The following is a 17290-nucleotide window of genomic DNA, read 5'->3' on the forward strand; positions in this document are numbered from 1 at the left end:
GACACGGCAACACACAACACTTAACAACGAAAATAAGCGGAGAAACACCATGAAACCTAAAATGGCACTCAAGCCTCTGGTATTCGCCCTCGCTGCGGTCATGGCAGTTGCTGCACAAGCTGGCGGACGCGACAACGATCGCGGCCATGGCGGCCATAACAATGGCCACCACAACAACAACCAAAACCTGCTGCTGCAGCTGCTGATCACCGCCGGTTCCGCCGCCACTGTGATGGACAACCAGATGAACTCCGGCAACCGCGTGACCAACCAGGGCACCCGCAACGACGCCCGGATGGACAACTCGGCCAACGGCTCCCAAGGCAACCTGGGCGCCAACGTTGCAGCAGGCGACGGCAACCAACAAGACAACGTCGCCGCCATCGCCACTGCCGATGAGAACTTCATCTTCGGCAGCGCGGTCGCCATGGCCCAGGCTAACCAGGTCAACAGCGGCAACCACGTCAAGAACTACTCCACCTCCAACACCGCCAACCTCAGTGGTTCGGCCAACGGCAGCTCCGGCAACATCGGCATCAACGTGACCGCCGGCGACTTCAACCAACAGAAAAACAACCTGGCGATCGCCGTCTCCGGTGGCCGCGTAGCCGCCGCCACTGGCGCCGCCAACCAGACTGTGACTGGCCTGTCGGTCAGCAACAAGGCCGACCGTACCTACAGCAAGGACACCCTGTACTCGACCTTCGCGGCCTACGGTCACTACGAGGGCAATGGCTGGGGCTACGTGGAAGACGAAAGCAGCCGCGGTGGCCACGACAACCGTGGTGGCGGCCGTGTCGACAAGGACCCTCTGAAGTTCCACGAAGAGGGCACCTTCGGCCTGGCAGGCGTCGCTTCCTACCAAGTACTGACCCCCACCGGCTGGCGCACCCCTGTAACCAACACCGCCAACCTGACCAACTCGCTCAATGGCGTGTCGGGCAACGTCGGTGCCAACGTCTCGGCCGGCAACGGCAACCAGCAGACCAACTCGCTGTCCATCGCCGCAGGTTGCAAAGCCTGCATGTAACAGCAGTCGATCGGGGCCCTTCGGGGCCCCTTTCCCTGTCTCTACCAGGTGGAGAAGGTCATGCGCATTGTCCTGCTTGCCGCACTCATGTTCCTCGCCGGCGTCATCGAAGCCGCGCAGATGCCGATCGCGGCAATGCCCGGTGGCACACTCGTGTACAAACCCGTGCAGAGCATCCGTGAACGGCGCTTCGCCGACCTGGTGCAACAGAAAACCGACTTCAGTTGCGGCGCCGCCGCCCTGGCGACCGTCCTCAAGCAGGCCTACTGGCTTGACGTGGACGAGCACCAGGTCATCGAGGGCATGCTCGCCCATTCGGACCAGGACACCGTCAAGGTCCAGGGCTTCTCCATGCTCGACATGAAGCGCTACGTGGAAAGCATCGGCATGCGCGCCCGGGGCTATCGGGTCGAACCCGACACCCTGGAAAAGGTGAGCATCCCGGTCGTGGTCCTGATGGACATCCGTGGTTACAAGCACTTTGTCGTGCTGCAGCGCATCGACAAGGGTTGGGTCTACATCGGCGACCCGGTGTTGGGCCACAAACGCTACAAGTTCGACGACTTCCTCAACGGCTGGAACGGCATCATCTTCGCCGTCATCGGCCCCGGCTACGACAAGGCCAATGCCCTGCTCGACCCGCCGGCACCACTGACCGCGAAGAACCGTATCGACGGTTTCTACCCGGTCGAGGACGCGCAGTTGATGGAGTTCGGTTTCATCCAGAGCGATTTCTTCTGATCACTACAAGGGGCAGGACGCTCCGGGGAGCAGCGATGAAGACTACCACCTGGCTGGTTGCCGCCTGTCTGGCTGCCAGCCTTCCCGTCCAGGCGCAGGTGTTCAAGCCCATCGAGATCAAGGACCAGGAACTGGCCCAGTTGCGCGGACGCTATGTGATGCCCGGGCGAATCATCAGTTTCGGTGTAGTAATGAGCAGCACCTGGCAAAACGCCGCCGGTGACCGTATCGGCGCCACCACGACGCTGCAGGTGCAGCAGAATACCTACCAGCCGCAGTTCTATGTATCAATGACCGGCCAGAACGGTAATGGCGACGCGCCCGGTCGTGGCAATGGACTGGTCAATGGCGGTGCAGGGTTGGTCAACACCACTCAGGGCGTGACCCAATCAGTTCGCGCGGCAGGTGACAACAACAGCGCCTACAACGACGTGTCGATCAACGTCCGCGAGGCCAATCAGGTGGGCGACGCAGGTCAGCCATTGGGCCAGATCCTCACTGCCGGCACCACCCTGACCAGCACCAACGGCGCCGGTACCGTCAGGGTGTCGAACACTGGCAGTGGCATCCAGATGGCCATCCAGGCCAGCAACAACCAGGGCGAGAGCCTGCAACGACTGGCCAATGGCGGCATGCTCCAAGCCACCACCCTGCTCGGCGGCAGCAACGCCGTCAGCAACGTGACTCAGCTCAATGTCGTGCTGCGCGACAACCTGCCCTCCGCGGGCGCCCTGAACTGCAACCTTGACCAGCTCAAGGGCCTACGTGTTTCAGGATATTGATCTACGCTTCGTCTCAATTCATCGTAGTTGGAAGGGACGGCTAACTTATGCATCGATCGTTGTCTTTGAGGGCAGTAGTCTGCCTGGGAACCCTGGTGCCATCGTCACTGCTGTACGCAGCCGCCGACCCCCAGGTAGAGGCCCTGAAGGCCGAGTTGGCAGCGCTCAAGCAGCGCTATGAAAGCCAGCAACAGGCCCTGATGGTACTTGAACAACGTGTCCGCCAGGTCGAGGAACAGCCCGCCACCCCGCAACCCAAGCGCCTGACCCGTTCGCCGGCCTCGCAGCCGCGCAGCAGCCAGGCCATCGCCGCCTCAGGTGGCGGTGCGGCGACGGGCGCCTCGTATGGCGAGTCGCTCAAGGATGATTCGGAACCGGCACAGAGCGTTTCCAACCTCTACGACGAAGCCAGCGGCTTCTTCGGCGGCGGCAAGTTCAGTGTCGAGACCGGCATCACCTATGCCCGCTACGACACGCGCCAGCTGATCCTCAATGGTTTCCTGGCGCTGGATTCGATCTTCCTGGGCAACATCAACCTGGACCGGATCAAGGCTGACAACTGGACCCTGGACCTCACCGCTCGCTACAACTTCGACAACCGTTGGCAGTTCGACGTCAACGTGCCGATCGTCTACCGTGAGTCGACCTACCAGTCCGGCGGCGTAGGCGGTAACGCCCAAGGCGTGTCGGAGCGCACCGTCACCCGTGACCCGACCCTGGGCGACGTCAACTTCGGCGTAGCCTACAAGTTCCTCGACGAATCGGAAAACACCCCGGACGCAGTGTTCAGCGTGCGGGTCAAGGCGCCCACCGGCAAGGACCCGTTCGGTATCAAGCTGCTGCGCGATACCGAGAACGACAGCCTCAGCTACCCCGAGGACCTGCCCACCGGCAACGGCGTATGGTCGATCACCCCAGGTATCTCGCTGGTCAAGACCTACGACCCGGCGGTGCTGTTCGGCAGCCTGTCGTACACCCATACGTTCGAGGACTCGTTCAGCGACATCAGCTCGACCGTCAACCAGAAAGTGCCGGGCAAGGTGAAAATCGGCGACAGCTTCCAGATCGGTGCGGGTATCGCCTTCGCCCTCAACGAGAAGATGTCGATGTCGTTCTCGGTCTCCGACCTGATCGCCCGCCGCTCGCGGATCAAGTCCGCCGAGACCGGCGACGCTTGGGCCGACATCAAGAGCAGCGACGCCAACGCCGCCTACTTCAACGTCGGCATGACCTTGGCGGCGACCGACAACCTGACCATCGTGCCGAACCTGTCGATCGGTTTGACCGACGATGCCCCGGACTTCACCTTCAGCCTGAAATTCCCGTACTACTTCTGACCTGACGCCCTGTCGCAGGGTAAGCACGCCCCCAGGCTCACCGCCATCGTTGCGAACGGCGGTGAGCCTGGGGGCGTGCTTGCCCGGTGATGACACCGACCGCTTGCCCCGCGTTTTGGTAACCATCCTTGTCCCCCTCCGGCCTTCCCGCCCCGCGCCTGTTATGATGCAGCACATTTTCGTGACGGTTTCATGGCAATAAGGAAGGTTTCGTGAAGAACGTGTTTGGCCATCGGCGCGCGCACCTTGCCACCCTGGCAGGTCTGGTGCTGGTGATTCCCCTGGGCGTGCGCGCACTGCTGGGCTGGTCCGACCCACTGGGTTATCTGTCGGACCTCGCCATCGGCGGCCTGCTGTTGCTGATCCTGCTGCGCAGCGCCTGGTGGCTGGCGCTCCCCATACTGCTCGCCTGGGGCGGGTTGCTGGTCGCTGCGGCCGAGTTGGTCAGCGCGGTGGGGCGCCTGCCCACCAGCGCCGACCTGGGCTACCTGCTCGACCCGCAGTTCATGGAGAACTCCACCGGCGGTGCACTCGCCCACCCTTGGCTGCCATGGCTGCTGGGCAGCGGTCTGCTGGCCTGGCTGCTGGCTCGCTGGCGGCGCCCTGGGCAATCTGCCCACACACTGCCGCGCAAGGCCTGGGCCTTGCCTGTGACCTTGCTCGCCGCCCATTGGGGTATCGAGCACCTGGCCCCCTCGGAGGCTGACCAATGGCGCCAGTACAACCTGCCCCACCAACTGCTTTCGGCCGGCATCGGTGACCTGCAGCGCCGACTGGCACCTGAGGCACCGGTCAGCCCCTTGCCCAGCAGCGGCCTGACTCAAGCCGACCTCAACGGTCAACGCCTGCTGGACGGTCCTGGCAGCGCGCGCAACGTGCTGGTGATCGCTCTGGAGGGTATTCCCGGTGCTTACGTGCGCGCCAATCGCCAGGCCCTGCACAGCCATTTCGGCGAAGACCTGATGCCCAACCTCAGTCGCTGGGCCGAACGCGGCATGAACACCCCCGACTACGTCCTGCACACCCACCAGACCATCCGCGGCCTGTATGCCATGCTCTGCGGCGACTACGACAAGCTGGCCAACGGCACGCCCAAGGGCGTCGAGCTGCTGACCCAGAACCTGCGTAACGAGGCTTGCCTGCCTGCCCAACTGCGCCAGGCCGGCTTCGCCACTCACTATCTGCAGGGCGCTGGGCTGCGCTTCATGGCCAAGGACCGGATCATGCCGCACATCGGCTTCTCCTCGGTGCATGGGGTGGAGTGGTTCGGCAACGACAACTACCTGGAATTCCCCTGGGGCAAGGACGACCGGGCATTCTTCGAAGGCGCCCTGGGCTACGTCGACAACCTGCGCCAGCAGGCGCAGCCCTGGATGCTCACCCTGCTCACCGTCGGTACCCATCAGCCCTACTCCGCCCCCGACGAGTACCTGGAGCGTCACGCGACCGCCAAGCAAGCCGCAGTGGCGTACCTCGACGACGCCCTCGGGCAGTTCCTCGATGCCCTGGAACGTCAAGGTGTGCTCAAGGACACCCTGGTGGTGATCACCTCCGACGAGTCACACGGCATCGATGGTGTTCGCCTGGCATCCTCCTGGGGCTTCAACCTCACCCTGGCACCGGAACAGGCGCAGTTGCCGAACCTCAAGCACGGTACCTACGGGCATGTCGACCTGGCCACCTCTCTGCTCGACTACTTCGCCCTGCCGATTCCCGCGGCCTTGGCCGGCCGCTCGTTGTTCCGCGACTACGACAGCGGCCGCGAGATGATCTCCTTCACCAATGGCATGCTGCGCTACCACGACGGCCAGGGCACCCTCAGCGAATGTGACTTCCAACAGCGCTGCCGGCGTTATGCCAGTGAAGGCTTCATCGCCGACCAAGCGCGCTTTCTCGGCCGCGCTGACGCGCCCCTCGGCCCGCAGATCAGTGCCTTGGCCGGGGTTCTGGACCAGTCGCTGCTGCAAACGCCACTGAACCTGCGCTACCAGTTCGGCGGTCCATCCCCCATCACCTTGCACGCGAACATCCGTGACGACTGGGCGGACAACCTGATCGGCGCCCAGTACCTGGAAATGCCCGAAGGCTCGCGCACCCGCGTGCGGGTCAAGGTGCGCTCGCTGGCGCCAGAGGCGCGCGCGCACATCCAGCTCAAGGCCAAGGAATTCGAGCAGGATGTGCCGCTGGGGTTACCCGAAGAAATCGTGGTCACCGCTGACCAGCCCCTGGAACTGGAGTTCGACTTCGACAACCCCAACATGCGCAAGGCATTTTCCTTCCACCTGCTAGGTTACGGTGACGGCGAGGTCGAAGTCAGCGACTTCAGTGTGATCACCGCCCTGCCTGGGGAGGAAGAGGTGATCGAGGAACTGCAGGACGGGCATATCGCCCAATCGAGCTGACCGCCCAACGGGCCGGACAAAAGCGCCGGCCCTGGCCACGATCGTCCACGAATGTGCTTTGCTTGAGGGAAGTCCCTCTGGAGCGGCGCCTATGAAGATCGTGCTCACCAGTGTCCTGGTCGACGACCAGGCCAAGGCCCTGGCCTTCTACCACTACGTGCTGGGCTTCGAGCCCAAGCACGACCTGCCCATGGGCCCGCACCGCTGGCTCACCTTGACCTCCCCTAACGACCCCAATGGCGTCGAGTTACTGCTCGAACCCGACACCCACCCGGCCGCCAGGGCATACAAGACCGCACTCAAGCAGGACGGCATACCCGCCGCGTCGTTCGGTGTGCGTGACATCCAGGCGGAATACACCCGACTGTGCGCTGCCGGCGTACAGTTCAGCAAGACTCCAACCGACCTGGGCCCGGTGATCGTGGCCGTGTTCGACGACACCTGCGGCAATCTGATCCAGATCACTCAGCGCCACTGAAACACCCGCCCCAGCGCACACAGAACAAGGAAAAACCGATGCGCTATGAATTCAGCGAAATCCTTAACGACCTGGTCGACTATTTCCTGCTCGCCGACATCCAACTGCTCGAACGCTTCAAGGAAGATCACGACCTGCCCGACGACCTGGCCCGCGAGTTCACCACCAGCGACAGCGGCGACCGCGCGGTGCTCGAAGGCGTGGTGTTGCCACTGGCGGGCATCGAGAACCTGCCCTACCGCATCATATTCAGCCTCGACGAGCCGACCCCTGCTCTGCTCGAGCCGGGCAATCGTTTGCAACACCGGCGCCCCGGCTATGTGCTGCGGGTGGAGAACCGCGCCTTGATGCTGTTCACCTGGCGCATTCTGCAGCATTTCACCGCCAAGACCCTTGGCGACCTGCTGGCGCGCTACCAGGAGCCGGGGCGACCGATCATCGAGCTGGACAACGGCTGGTACGACGTCGAGGTGTTGGGCGGGGCGGTGTGGCGTGATGGGCTGTTTGAGCCAGCGTTCGAATTCGTGCTGAAGAAGGCCGGGCGCAAGGGGGACTGCACGGGGGTGGATGTGGGGTATCGGTTTACCTTGAGGCAGTAGCCAGGGGAGCCGTTGTTTTTTCAGCGCCGGCCCATCGCGGGGAACAAGCCCGCGATGGGCCGGCGCGTCATATCACCTCAGCTGTGGTTGATATCCCGGTCCTTGGTTTCCGGCAGGAAGAAGATGCCGAGGATCGCCGTCATCACCGCGATGACGATCGGGTACCACAGCCCGTAGTAGATGTCCCCGGTCGCCGCCACCATGGCGAATGCCACCGTCGGCAGGAAGCCACCGAACCAGCCATTGCCGATATGGTACGGCAGCGACATGGAGGTGTAGCGGATCCGCGCCGGGAACAGCTCCACCAGCCACGCGGCGATCGGGCCATAGACCATGGTCACGTAGATCACCAGGATGGTCAGCAGCAGCAACACCATCGGGTAGTGGATCTTCGCCGGGTCGGCCTTCTCGGGGTAGCCGGCTTCCTTCAGCGCGCCGCTCAGGGTCGCGGTGAACGCATCGTTCTGGGCCTTGAAGTCCGCTGCGGCCAGCCCGCTGCCGTCGAAACTCGGGATTACCCGCTCACCAATGCGTACCTGCGCCACCGTCCCCGGCTCGGCGCGCTCGTTCTGGTACGGGATCGCGCGCTTGGCGAGCAGCGTCTTGGCCAGGTCGCAGGAACTGGTGAATTTGGCCTTGCCGACCGGGTCGAACTGGAACGAGCACTGCGCGGGGTCAGCGACCACCACCACCGGGTTCTGCTCCTGGGCGACGAACACGTCCGGGTTGCCGTACTCGGTCAGGGCCTTGAAGATCGGGAAGTAGGTCAGCGCAGCGATGATGCAACCGGCCATGATGATCTTCTTGCGCCCAATGCGGTCCGAGAGGCTGCCGAACAGAATGAAGAACGGCGTGCCGATCAACAGCGAGCCGGCAATCAGCAGGTTGGCGGTCTGCGGGTCGATCTTGAGGGTCTGCAGCAAGAAGAACAGCGCGTAGAACTGCCCGGTGTACCACACCACGGCCTGCCCTGCGGTGCCCCCGAGCAGCGACATGATCACCACCTTGAGGTTTTCCCATCGCGCGAACGACTCGGTCAGCGGTGCCTTGGACGCCTTGCCCTCGGCTTTCATCTTGAGGAATACCGGCGATTCATTGAGCTGCAGGCGGATGTACACCGAGATCACCAGCAGCAGGATCGACAGCAGGAACGGAATCCGCCAGCCCCAGGCCTCGAACGCCTCGGTGCCCATGATCGTGCGGCAGCTGAGGATCACCAACAGCGACAGGAACAGGCCAAGGGTCGCGGTGGTCTGGATCCACGAGGTGAAGAAGCCGCGCTTGCCGGGTGGCGCGTGCTCGGCCACATAGGTCGCGGCGCCTCCGTACTCGCCCCCCAGCGCCAAGCCTTGCAGCAGGCGCAGGGTGATGAGGATGATCGGTGCCGCGACACCGATGGTCGCGTAGCTGGGCAACAGCCCCACCACGGCAGTGGACAAGCCCATGAGCACGATGGTGATGAGGAAGGTGTGCTTGCGCCCGATCATGTCGCCCAGGCGGCCGAACACGATGGCGCCGAAAGGCCGTACGGCGAAGCCCGCAGCGAACGCCAGCAAGGCGAAGATGAACGAGGTGGTTTCATTGACCCCGGCGAAGAAGTGCTTGGCGATGATCGCCGCCAGCGAGCCGTAGAGGTAGAAGTCGTACCATTCGAACACCGTGCCCAGGGACGAGGCGAAGATGACCTTGCGCTCCTCCTTGCTGATGCCGCGCTGGGGCGCACTGCCCGTCGATGTGCTGTCGATTGCCGCCATGGGTTGCCTCCGTCTTGTTCTTTTCAGGCCGGAGCACCTCATCAGTATTACCGCACCCAGGCCCCTAGGCTGATACAGGACTACGGTTGCGCGAAGCACGGCTGGGCGAACCGCCCAGGATCGCAGCAAGGTACGTTGAAGCATAATCGGCTTTGCGGGGATATCCACTCGCCAGCATTGGAGGCGGCTGGCGGCCCTGTCGCGCGCGGCGACGGGGTCAGTCATACGGGTTCCAAAAGGTTCGAGCCTAGCGCACAGGGCCCTTGAGTTCGACCTGATTGCCATCGGGATCGTAGCAGTACAGGGACAACCCCTCGCCCTCTGCGCCATAGCGCTTTTCTGCGGGCTCCACCAGTACGCCCGCAGCCTCCAAGTAAGCGCTCAGGGCCTGCTCGTCGAAGGGCTCGATACCCAAGCAGAAGTGGTGCAGGTTACGCCCCTCGCGCTGGGCTGCAGCCCCGCCAGTGCGCCCCAATGGGCCATCGATCGCCACCAGGTCGATCATCGCGCTACCGGCAGCCAGATGAATCATGCCCAGGTCCTCCCGGGTCTTGCTCACCGGGCAACCGAGCAGGCCCTGGTAGAACGCGAGGCTGCGCGGCAGGTCTTGCACGCGCAGCACGATATGGTCGATATGCCGGATCACGAACGGTTGCATGCCGGTACTCCCTGTGGCCGCAGAAAGGTATGGCAACCACCATAGCAGGATCAGCGACGCGGGCATTCACTCGTTGACCAACCGTTGCAAGGCCCCTCGCTCATGGCTCGCCAGCACGCGCAGCACTTGATCCACCAACGCCCGGTCTGGCGCGTCGAGGTGGAAGTGATGGCCACCGGGGTGCCACGAAACGCGCACCTGCGTCGGCAAGGCCTCCTGGCGCCGGGCAAACGCGTCACCGGCAAAGGCGCCCTGGCGGCCCAGCATCAGGTAGAGCGGGCAACGAATCTGGCGCAGCAGGTCGCAGGCCTCGCGCTCAGTCAACGGCATGGGCTCGGGCAAGGCCACCCGTGGGTCATGTCGCCAGCGATAACCGTCACCCACCGGCAACAGGTCGCGCAGGGCCAGCAAGCGAACGGCCGACTCCGACAACGTGTCGCCAAGACGGTCCCGGCGCTGCTGCACAGCGGCCTCAAGGTCGGCGAAGCGGGTGGTGTCCGGTTCTGCAAAACCCTGCACACGACTGCGCTGCACCAGGCGTTTGAGCCGGTAGGCACGGGCCAGGTGCTCAAGACGCTCGCCTTGCGCGACCGTGAAGGGTACGCCCATGCCGTCGAGGAAAATCATGCTCACCGTGGCGCTGCTGAATGCCGCGACCAGCGAGGCAATGCCCGAACCCATGCCGTGAGCCAGGACGTGGAAACGCGTGATACCCAAGCTTTCGGTAACAGCCAACAGGTCTTCGGCATGCTCCCAGAGGTAGTAACCGCTGTCGTCGCGGCGGTGGTCGGAGCGACCGTGACCCGCCAGATCCGGAGCCACCACGAAACAGCCGTCGAGCAACGGCGCCAAGCGCTCGAACGAAGCGGCATTGTCCAACCAACCATGGATCGCCAGCACTGGGATGCCGTCTTCGGGCCCCCAGGTGCGCACGGCGATCTCGACACCATTGAGGTCTAGCAGGTGGTCCTTGGGGCTGTTCGGCGAACGCATGGCGCACTCTCCTTGGCGGCGTATTCAGGCTGGCAGTCCACCATGGCCCAGGCATCGGCGCCCCGCTGATCCCTCACCGACAACGGCATACACGACAGCGACCCGCCATCAGGTGCTAGAGCTGTCTACTACTGGCCTGTCCGCGCGATAGCAATAGATAACGACTCATCAAGCCAGAAGTACTCACATGACTCACGCGCCGTTTCACAACGTTCAGATCCGCCCCATCCTGCCCGATTGGAGCAAGGGCCTCCTGATCGCTCCGGCTCACTGATCGCGCAGGTCTTCGAAGAAGACCTCGCGCCCATCCACCCGGCTGGACGCACGCGGCAGCTTCGCCGCCTCGCCACTGACCGGCTCCACATGCCAATAGCAGTGCCTGATCGCTCGGGTCACACCGACATAGGCCAGGCGCTGCACCTCCTCTTGCTGTGCCGTGTCGAATGGTTGGACATCGTCGGCGCGCCCCAGGCCTGCCAGGCGGTAAGCCTGGTTCTTGTAAGGTGAGCTGGTCAGGTACTGACAATCGCCAAGCAGGAAGACGGCGTCTGCTTGCAGGCCCTTGGCGCTGTGATAGGTCAACTGACGCAGCCGACGCTGGGCCGACGGCAAGCTAGAATCAACTTTAAATATTCGAGAAATAACGTCTGAAATCAGTAATTTATCAGCTGATTTTCGAAACAGTATCATCACGCTTTCCCCGCGTTGGTAGTGTTCGGCCACGGCCTGCCCCAGGGCCGCCTCGTCACGCGCCAACACCTTGACCGGCGACAACGGCAACTGCGCGGCCAGGCCACTGGCCCGCGCCCTCTTGCCAGCGATCGCCGCTACGCCCTTGACCAAGTGCTCGGCCGCACCGATCACGTACTGCTGGCTGCGGTAGTTTTCCACCAGCATCACTCGCGTGTGCGCCGGTGACGGGAAGGTATCGGTGAACGCCATGAAATAGCTAGGCGAACTGCCTCGCCAGCCATAGATCGACTGCCAGTCATCACCCACGCACATCAGCGAGCTGTGGGTGGCTGTGCGCCCGGCATGCAGTGACGGCCCACGTCGACGAATCTCCGCCAGGGTTGCGCGCAGCCAGCTGACGATCTGCGGCGATACATCCTGGAACTCGTCGATCATCAGGTGCGCCAATGGGCGTAGAAACGTGTCCGACAACTGGCGCAGGTTGTCTGGATGACGCTCGCCGAACAGGGCGAACATCCGGTTGTAGGACATCACTGGCGGCGACTGCGCCTGCAAGTGCGCCTCCAAGGCTGGCCAATACAGCGCCAGGGCCTCGAAGAACAGACCATCGCTGTCACCGGGCGGGAACTGCATGGCGGCCACCGCATGGTCCACCTCCAACCCCAAGTTCTCGATGAAGCTCGCCGCACCGACGAAAGCATCGAGCAACGGCGCCGCCGCCAGCTCACCCTGGACCTTGTACTCGAAGCCCGGCCCGGCCACGGCGTCGCCGGCCAACGAGGCTGCCAGGCGTTGTGCGCTGGCGTAGCTGTCCAGCCAGATCAGGGGCTTGTCGCAGAACGCCTGTAGCAGCGTGCGCTTGACCGCCCACTCGGCACGTACAGACAGTTTGGCGCCGGGGCGCTGGTAATGGGCACTCTCGGAGGGGTCGAACCCCAGCACCACCCAGGCGCCCAGGCTCTCCAGGCGGCCATGCACGTGGAACCGACTGCCGCGCACGTGAACCGTTTCGCGACACGGCTCAATGCCCTTGATCGGCCAGGCGCCAGCGGCGAACCACAGGTCCTCGATAATGTCACACAGCTCCTCGTCGCGCTGGGCGGCCAACTGGGTCACCTGCACGCGCTTCTGCACGTCCGGGTGGTCCGGATCCAGGGGTTTGAGTTGCAGGGCCTCGCGACGCAATGTGCAAACCAGGTCGGCGAAGCGCGGATTGTGCTGTAGCAGGTCGCGGTAGCACAGGTTCAACTGCTGGCGCTGGGCCTCGTTCAAGCGCAGGTCGAAGGGGTTGCCATCGGCGTCGGTTTCGCCGCCCGCAGGCACATCATTGCCCAGCGCCTCGAACGCACGCACCTGTGCCAAACCCGGCAGGCTGCGGGCCAAAGGCAGGATGCGCGAATGGAAGGTCCGCACCAGATCGCGGGCACGGGACACGGGCAGATCGACCTGCCAGAGAGCGAACACCTGCATCAGGCGTTGGATGAAATCCTTGCGTGACTCACGGGTGAAGGTCACCACGGTCAAGGCGTCAAGCTCGAACCCCAAGTAGTGGCGTAACAAGAGGACGCGTAGCACCAGGGAGGTCGACTTGCCGGCTCCGGCACCCGCGACTACGCAAGTAGACGGCGTGTCGCTGAAGATCAGTTTCCACTGCGCCGCGCTGGGTTGCGCATCGGCGGGCAGGCGCTGTGCCACATCGGCTTTAAAGCGCTTTTTCAGTTGAGCGGTCAGTGGCAAGCGCCAATCATCGAACAGTTTGTCGTCGACGACGGGCGCCTCTGCCAACTGCGGTTGGTCGCCGTCGGCCAGCAACGCCTGGCGGCCAGCCTCGTAGCCCTCTGCCAAGCCACGTTGGTAGGCTTCATGCGAGGCGCTGGCACGGCCGAGTAGCCAGGAGTCACGATGCTGGGCTTGCAAACGGGTCAAACCGGCACCGAGCAGGCGGGCCAGCAGTCGGCGCAGCCAGGGCAGTTTAGCCGGTGGCGCGAGCAGTTGCGGGGCTGGGGGAAACTCGTTGGGCACGGTCACTCCAGTGAGTATTCGAATACAGCGGACATGTTCGCCCCAACTGCAAAAAAGTGCCAGCTAATGCTTGTAGATCAGGTAATTAGGCGATGAAACGAATAAAGTACTTCGCCTCTCAATATCGATAGATCAGATTGTTTTAAGCCGATATTTACGATTATTTTCGATAAAAAAACCAGGCATGATGGCGCTATTCCCACTGCTCGAGGCCCCCATCATGCTGCAACTGCGCCCCTTCGAAAGCCTTGGCCACGCCAACCACGGCTGGCTGGATGCCCATCACCACTTCTCTTTCGCCGAATACCATGACCCGGCACGCACTCACTGGGGCAACCTACGGGTGTGGAATGACGATCTGATCGCCGCCGGCAGTGGCTTCCCTCCCCACCCGCACCGTGACATGGAGATCATTACCTATGTCCGTGAAGGTGCCATCAGCCATCAGGACAGCCTCGGCAACAAGGGGCGCACCGAGGCGGGCGATGTGCAAGTGATGAGTGCCGGCACCGGGATCGTGCACAGCGAGTACAACCTGGAAAAGGTCGACACACGCATCTTCCAGATCTGGATCATCCCCGAGCGCGTCGGCGAAGCACCGTCCTGGGGGACGCGCCCGTTCCCCAAAGGTGAGCGCGGCGAGGGCTTCGTGACTCTGGCCAGCGGCCGTGCCGGCGACGAGGACAGCTTGCGCATCCGCACTGATGCCCGCTTGGTGGCAGCCACCCTGCGGGCAGGGGAAAGCGCCGAGTACCACTTCGACACTGGGCGCCGCGGCTATCTGGTGCCTGCCAAAGGCCACATCGAGGTAAACGGGCTGCTGGCCAAGGCGCGCGATGGCGTGGCCATCGAGCAGGAGGCGGTATTGAAGGTCACGGCACTGCACGACAGCGAGATCGTGCTGGTGGATGTGGCCTGACGCCCGCCAGTCGACGCTTCGCTCCGTGCCGCCCCTGACGCTGGGCGGCACGGGGCTCGGTTGCATTTCCCCACTGCCTGCCCCAAGCTCACCGTTCCCGCCGTCCCGGACCCACCGATGCCCAGACGCTACCGTTATCTGATTGCCCTGCTGCTGGTGCTCGCAGTCCCAGGCGTGATCGGCTACCTGTGGCGCGACCCGCAACCGCAGCCGGCAAACCTGCCGCCGCACAGCTACGCCAAGGCCTTGCGCCAGGCCCACGACGGCCAGCCAGGTGCTGCACGCGTCCTGTACCAACAACTGCAGCGTGACGACCTGCCGCCGATACGCCGCGCCGCGTTGTACGCCGAACTCCCCAACTACCCCTCGCCCCAGGCGCTGAAGCTGGCCCGCCAAGACCTCGATCACGCTGATCCCCTGGTGCGCCGCGCGGCCATCACCAGCATCCGCCGCCTGCTGCCCGCCGCGCAACGCAGCCTGGTACTCGGCCCGCTGCTCGAGGACGACGAGCAGAGCGTACGCTTCGCTGCGGTAGATGCCCTGCTCGGCCTCGCCCCCGACGCCATTGGCCTGTACTTCCGACCGCTACAAGATGCCCTGGAGCAGTACCAGCAGGTGCTGGAGCAGCAACCCGACGACGCCGAAGCCCAGGTGCACCTGGCACGCCTTTACCTGCATGAGGCGGATTTCGCCCAGGCCGAGACCGCGCTGAAACGTAGCCTGGCCGTAGCACCCGCACGGCCAGATGCACTGGCAACCCAGGTACGCCTGCTGGAGCGCCAGGGCCACCACGACGCCTCCCGGGAGGTATTGGCCAAAGCCTTGGCCCTCACGCCAGACTCGGCCTTCCTGCAGCACGAACTGGGTTTGTGGCTGACCCGCCATGAACAGCAGGAATACGCGCTGCTGGCCTTCTCTCGGGCGGTCGAATTGGAGCCGGACAACGCCGATTACCGCTACACCCTGGCCATCACCCTGCACGGCCTCGAACAGGTTGAAGCGGCACAGAAGCAACTGGAAACGCTGCTCGGCCGTCAACCGGCAAACCGACGCGCGCGCGTGTTGTTGATTCAGTACTGGAAAGAGACCGGCCAGTTGCAGAATGTCCAGGTGCTGCTAGCCGAACTTGAGCGCCAGAACCCCGATGATCCGCTACTTCAGCAAGGCTTGTAGAACCTTTGTACAGGCCGGTTGAACCCTGATCGAACTGCTGTGGTCCAGTGGATAGAAGTTCACTGATCGCGCGTGCATTCCCCGTCGCGCATTATCACAGGAGAGACATCTTGGCTGCTGCGTTGGCGCTCGACGAGCGTGCGTTGATCCTGGCTCCCGACAAGCTCGGTACAGCGACCTCGAGGCTATTGACCCGCGCCGGTATCGGCTGTCGAGTCACGGCCAACGTGGTCGATCTCGGCCCCTGGCTGGACGAAGGCGTCGGTTTGGTGATCGTTGCCGAACAGGCCATGGTGCAGGACGCGCCCTCTCCGCTGCAGCAGTTCATCGACCTGCAACCCGTATGGTCGGACCTGCCCGTGGTGCTGCTTACCCTCACTACGGCCGACCACCGCCCGGCGTGGGACCGACTAGGCAACCTGACACGGCTGGCCTGCCCCTTCGAGGACGCCCAACTTCTAATGCTCGCCGCCCAGGCCCTGCGTGCGCGACGTCGCCAGTACCTGGCTCGCGACCACTTGGCCGAGCTGCAACAATGCCAGCATCGGCAGCACGCCGACGACCAGGCGCTGTACCGCACCCGCAAGATGGAAGCCATCGGCCAGTTGGCCGGCGGCGTGGCCCATGACTTCAACAACTTCCTCACCAGCATCGGCGGTAGCCTCGAGCTGATCGACAAGCGCCTGCGGCAAGGCCGTACACAAGACCTTGAGAGCGTGCTGCGGATGGGCCAGGAGGCGGTTTCCCGGGCCGCCCGCCTAACCCACCGGCTGCTGGCGTTCTCGTCGCGACAATCGTTGAGCAGCCAGGCGGTGAACCTGCACGTTCTGCTGCAGCCCCCGCGCCTACGCGAGAAGCTCACCGACACGGTGAAACTGCGGGTGCAACTGCCCGCTGACCTGTGGCCACTGTCGGTGGACGAGCAGCAGTTAAAAGAGTCCCTCGACAACCTGCTGGCCAATGCCTGCGAAGCGATGCCCAGTGGAGGGCTGTTGAGCATCGTCGCCTGCAACCAGCACATCGAAGACACCGACTTCGCAGGGGGGGCGTTGGCGGGTGGCGACTATCTGTGCCTGAGTGTCATCGATAACGGTCAAGGCATGCCGGAAAGCATTCAGGATCATGCGTTCGAGCCGTTCTTCAGCACCAAGCCGGTCGGTCAGGGCGTCGGACTGGGGCTGTCGATGGTGTACGGCTTCAGCAAGCAGTCCCATGGCCATGTAGCCCTGCATAGCCAAATCGGCCGGGGCACTCGAGTAGATCTCTACCTGCCACGCTTCCGCGGCACCCCGCCAGTGGCCCAGGCCGTTCCGCCTGAACCATCGCACAGCCTCAGTCGCGAGATATTGGTGGTCGAAGACGACCCGCATGTACGCACCTTGCTGTGCCAGGCCTTGCACGATGACGGGTTCACCTGTCACAGCGCCAGCAATGCCAATGAAGCCTTGCTGATGCTGCGCTCTCCACATGCGCTGGCCTTGCTGGTCAGCGATGTCGGGCTGCCAGGGATGAACGGAAGACAGTTGGCGGAAATCGCGCGCAAACTGCGCCCTGGGCTGCCGGTGCTGTTCATCACGGGGTATGCGCAGACCGCCATGTCCCGGGATGACTTCCTGGACGCGGGCATGCAACTGATCTGCAAGCCGTTCGAACTGCAGCAACTGCGCGAACGGGTCGCCCAGATGCTGGGGGAACGCTGACCTGGCGCA

General features: G+C 63.6%; 14 protein-coding genes. 10 read left to right on the forward strand and 4 right to left on the reverse strand.

Going from position 1 to position 17290, the window contains the following annotated elements; all coding sequences use genetic code 11:
- The first annotated feature begins 49 nt into the window (after positions 1-49).
- The 7 genes from P0Y43_RS20015 to P0Y43_RS20045 all read left to right on the forward strand — a co-directional run bounded on the left by P0Y43_RS20015 (position 50) and on the right by P0Y43_RS20045 (position 7369).
- A complete protein-coding gene (locus P0Y43_RS20015) occupies positions 50-1030 on the forward strand; it encodes a heme utilization protein (RefSeq protein ID WP_275638998.1) in 981 nt (326 codons plus the stop codon).
- A gap of 60 nt (positions 1031-1090) precedes the next feature.
- Positions 1091-1771 carry a C39 family peptidase gene (locus P0Y43_RS20020; RefSeq protein WP_275638999.1) on the forward strand — a complete coding sequence of 227 codons (681 nt, stop codon included), beginning with the start codon at positions 1091-1093 and terminating at the stop codon, positions 1769-1771.
- A gap of 35 nt (positions 1772-1806) precedes the next feature.
- Complete coding sequence (locus P0Y43_RS20025) at positions 1807-2553, forward strand: hypothetical protein (RefSeq protein ID WP_275639000.1); 747 nt, start codon at positions 1807-1809, stop codon at positions 2551-2553.
- Between the two features lie 47 nt (positions 2554-2600).
- Positions 2601-3890: a hypothetical protein gene (locus P0Y43_RS20030; RefSeq protein ID WP_275639001.1), complete on the forward strand. Its 1290-nt coding sequence runs from the start codon at positions 2601-2603 to the stop codon at positions 3888-3890.
- 212 nt (positions 3891-4102) lie between these two features.
- Complete coding sequence (locus P0Y43_RS20035) at positions 4103-6292, forward strand: LTA synthase family protein (RefSeq protein WP_275639002.1); 2190 nt, start codon at positions 4103-4105, stop codon at positions 6290-6292.
- 91 nt (positions 6293-6383) lie between these two features.
- The gene (locus tag P0Y43_RS20040) at positions 6384-6770 is read left to right on the forward strand and encodes a VOC family protein (RefSeq protein ID WP_275639003.1); all 387 of its coding nucleotides are present in this window, start codon (positions 6384-6386) and stop codon (positions 6768-6770) included.
- A 38-nt stretch (positions 6771-6808) separates the two neighbouring features.
- The gene (locus tag P0Y43_RS20045; RefSeq protein ID WP_275639004.1) at positions 6809-7369 is read left to right on the forward strand and encodes a hypothetical protein; all 561 of its coding nucleotides are present in this window, start codon (positions 6809-6811) and stop codon (positions 7367-7369) included.
- A 77-nt stretch (positions 7370-7446) separates the two neighbouring features.
- Here P0Y43_RS20045 and P0Y43_RS20050 read toward each other — a convergent pair whose 3' ends face one another.
- The 4 genes from P0Y43_RS20050 to P0Y43_RS20065 form a co-directional block, all read right to left on the reverse strand.
- Entirely contained in the window at positions 7447-9123 is a 1677-nt protein-coding gene (locus P0Y43_RS20050) for an MFS transporter (protein WP_275639005.1), read from the reverse strand.
- A gap of 247 nt (positions 9124-9370) precedes the next feature.
- Positions 9371-9781 carry a VOC family protein gene (locus P0Y43_RS20055; RefSeq protein ID WP_275639006.1) on the reverse strand — a complete coding sequence of 137 codons (411 nt, stop codon included), beginning with the start codon at positions 9779-9781 and terminating at the stop codon, positions 9371-9373.
- Between the two features lie 66 nt (positions 9782-9847).
- Positions 9848-10774, reverse strand: coding sequence for an alpha/beta fold hydrolase (locus tag P0Y43_RS20060; protein WP_275639007.1), 927 nt, complete (start codon positions 10772-10774; stop codon positions 9848-9850).
- 267 nt (positions 10775-11041) lie between these two features.
- The gene (locus tag P0Y43_RS20065) at positions 11042-13489 is read right to left on the reverse strand and encodes a UvrD-helicase domain-containing protein (RefSeq protein WP_275639009.1); all 2448 of its coding nucleotides are present in this window, start codon (positions 13487-13489) and stop codon (positions 11042-11044) included.
- A 220-nt stretch (positions 13490-13709) separates the two neighbouring features.
- On the opposite strand from P0Y43_RS20065, the gene P0Y43_RS20070 reads away from it, so the two are divergent.
- The 3 genes from P0Y43_RS20070 (at position 13710) to P0Y43_RS20080 (ending at position 17281) form a co-directional block, all read left to right on the forward strand.
- The gene (locus P0Y43_RS20070) at positions 13710-14408 is read left to right on the forward strand and encodes a pirin family protein (protein WP_275639027.1); all 699 of its coding nucleotides are present in this window, start codon (positions 13710-13712) and stop codon (positions 14406-14408) included.
- Between the two features lie 117 nt (positions 14409-14525).
- On the forward strand, positions 14526-15581 hold the full coding sequence (locus P0Y43_RS20075; RefSeq protein ID WP_275639010.1) for a tetratricopeptide repeat protein: 1056 nt from the start codon (positions 14526-14528) through the stop codon (positions 15579-15581).
- 110 nt (positions 15582-15691) lie between these two features.
- Positions 15692-17281: an ATP-binding protein gene (locus P0Y43_RS20080; protein WP_275639011.1), complete on the forward strand. Its 1590-nt coding sequence runs from the start codon at positions 15692-15694 to the stop codon at positions 17279-17281.
- Positions 17282-17290: the final 9 nt, after the last annotated feature.

It is taken from the genome of Pseudomonas entomophila (assembly GCF_029193575.1).
Classification (GTDB): Bacteria; Pseudomonadota; Gammaproteobacteria; order Pseudomonadales; family Pseudomonadaceae; genus Aquipseudomonas; species Aquipseudomonas entomophila_G.

Coding starts and splice junctions, on each gene's coding strand:
- P0Y43_RS20015 (WP_275638998.1), top strand. CDS start 50: ATGAAACCTAAAATGGCACTCAAGCCTCTGGTATTCGCCCTCGCTGCG.
- P0Y43_RS20020 (WP_275638999.1), top strand. CDS start 1,091: ATGCGCATTGTCCTGCTTGCCGCACTCATGTTCCTCGCCGGCGTCATC.
- P0Y43_RS20025 (WP_275639000.1), top strand. CDS start 1,807: ATGAAGACTACCACCTGGCTGGTTGCCGCCTGTCTGGCTGCCAGCCTT.
- P0Y43_RS20030 (WP_275639001.1), top strand. CDS start 2,601: ATGCATCGATCGTTGTCTTTGAGGGCAGTAGTCTGCCTGGGAACCCTG.
- P0Y43_RS20040 (WP_275639003.1), top strand. CDS start 6,384: ATGAAGATCGTGCTCACCAGTGTCCTGGTCGACGACCAGGCCAAGGCC.
- P0Y43_RS20045 (WP_275639004.1), top strand. CDS start 6,809: ATGCGCTATGAATTCAGCGAAATCCTTAACGACCTGGTCGACTATTTC.
- P0Y43_RS20050 (WP_275639005.1), bottom strand. CDS start 9,123: ATGGCGGCAATCGACAGCACATCGACGGGCAGTGCGCCCCAGCGCGGC.
- P0Y43_RS20055 (WP_275639006.1), bottom strand. CDS start 9,781: ATGCAACCGTTCGTGATCCGGCATATCGACCATATCGTGCTGCGCGTG.
- P0Y43_RS20060 (WP_275639007.1), bottom strand. CDS start 10,774: ATGCGTTCGCCGAACAGCCCCAAGGACCACCTGCTAGACCTCAATGGT.
- P0Y43_RS20070 (WP_275639027.1), top strand. CDS start 13,710: ATGCTGCAACTGCGCCCCTTCGAAAGCCTTGGCCACGCCAACCACGGC.
- P0Y43_RS20075 (WP_275639010.1), top strand. CDS start 14,526: ATGCCCAGACGCTACCGTTATCTGATTGCCCTGCTGCTGGTGCTCGCA.